General features: G+C 62.6%; 2 protein-coding genes. Both read left to right on the top strand.

Annotated elements, in window-relative coordinates; translation table 11 throughout:
- The first annotated feature begins 385 nt into the window (after window positions 1–385).
- Window positions 386–754, top strand: a complete 369-nt coding sequence (locus tag GEV06_28515) for a hypothetical protein (protein ID MPZ21795.1) — start codon at window positions 386–388, stop codon at window positions 752–754.
- 87 nt (window positions 755–841) lie between these two features.
- Window positions 842–1,305 (top strand): hypothetical protein (locus GEV06_28510; GenBank protein MPZ21794.1); only part of this gene is annotated, 464 nt, incomplete at its 3' end.

The following is a 1,305-nucleotide window of genomic DNA, read 5'->3' as shown; positions in this document are numbered from 1 at the left end:
GCATCGACGTGCGCGAGATGGCAGCCGCCGTCGGCGCGGCTCCCTACGAGCTGCTCTGTCGATTGGGGAGCCGGATAGACAGGGTCTATCTCTGACACCTTCCAGTCGCCAACCTTCGGCTTCGGCAGCTCCGTCGACGCCGTCCGCGACTTGGCCGTTTTCGCTGTGCCAGCCAGCGTCGTACTGTAGCCCTCCGGGCCCTTAACGAAGGCGACCGCGGTAATCTGGCTTACGGCTCTTCCCTCTCTCGATACAGAAGAGCTGCCTAGACCCCAAATGGATGGCTCATCGGTCGTCGACAGACGATTCCTACGTACCTTCGTAGTGACCCGCCCGCAAAGAGCGCCTATCGTGAACCTCCACGACAGAAGCCTCGGGGGAGAACATGTCCAAGATCACCGTTGCGTTGACGTTCATCGCGGAGGTCGACCTTGCCGACAACCCGAGCACAGCCTCCCAGTTCGTGATTCTTGTCGGTACCGACGGCCCCGACGAGATGACGGTCGGTGACCTCGGCGCCGATCAGGACGGCGATGGCGACGTCAACGTGACGATCACGGAGACCGCGGCCTGGCAGCCTGTCACCGGCGCGGGTGACGACGTCGTGACAGGTCAGGGCGGTGCCGGCACCGGCGGACCCACCGAGCAGCGGATGGTGATCGTTGGCGGCCCCGGCGACGACACGCTCATCGGCGGCTTGTCTGACTCTGACCACTTGTGGGGTGGCCCGGCTAATATCGTATCGTCCTCTTGATCGGCACAGACGAGGCGTCGTGGAGAGTGATCGTCACTTGGTGTCTCTCAAAGGAAACGGGACAACGGACAAAAAAGGAATTAGACAATGTCCACCGGATTCATCGCTCGTCACGTTGATGGCGTCTGCCGGCCCCTGCTTTTGAGTGGCGGGGGCGGCGGAACCATTGCGATTACCGCCTCCGTCGGCATCAATGGTGCGAACCAGAAGAACGATGTGATGGTGATCCAACGCGCGCTGAACGACGTCCCGCCGGATCAAGGCCGGCCTGAACCTCCGCTCGTGGTCGACGGCATCTGTGGTCCGAAGACCAAGAAGGGCATCCAGGCCTTTCAGCTGAAGCACTTCGGGTGGAAAGGAGCGGACGGGCGTGTCGATCCTGACAAGCAGACTATTGCCAAGCTGAACGAGTTGTCAGGCGGCTCGAGCGCGGCCGCAGCAGGTGTTCGAGAAGCCGAAGTGCGAGGTGAGCACCGGGAGGCTGGGGGCCGAATCGCTCGCGTCGTGGGGCTCTTGCCCCAATCCCTTAGCTGCGTCAAGGCGGCGCAGCA

The organism is Luteitalea sp. (genome assembly GCA_009377605.1).
GTDB lineage: Bacteria > Acidobacteriota > Vicinamibacteria > Vicinamibacterales > Vicinamibacteraceae > WHTT01.
Note: the sequence above shows the minus strand (reverse complement) of the source record. Positions and strands in the feature narration are given on the sequence as shown.

What these genes read in the sequence shown, in the direction of transcription:
- GEV06_28515 (MPZ21795.1), top strand. Translation starts at nt 386, where the DNA reads ATGTCCAAGATCACCGTTGCGTTGACGTTCATCGCGGAGGTCGACCTT.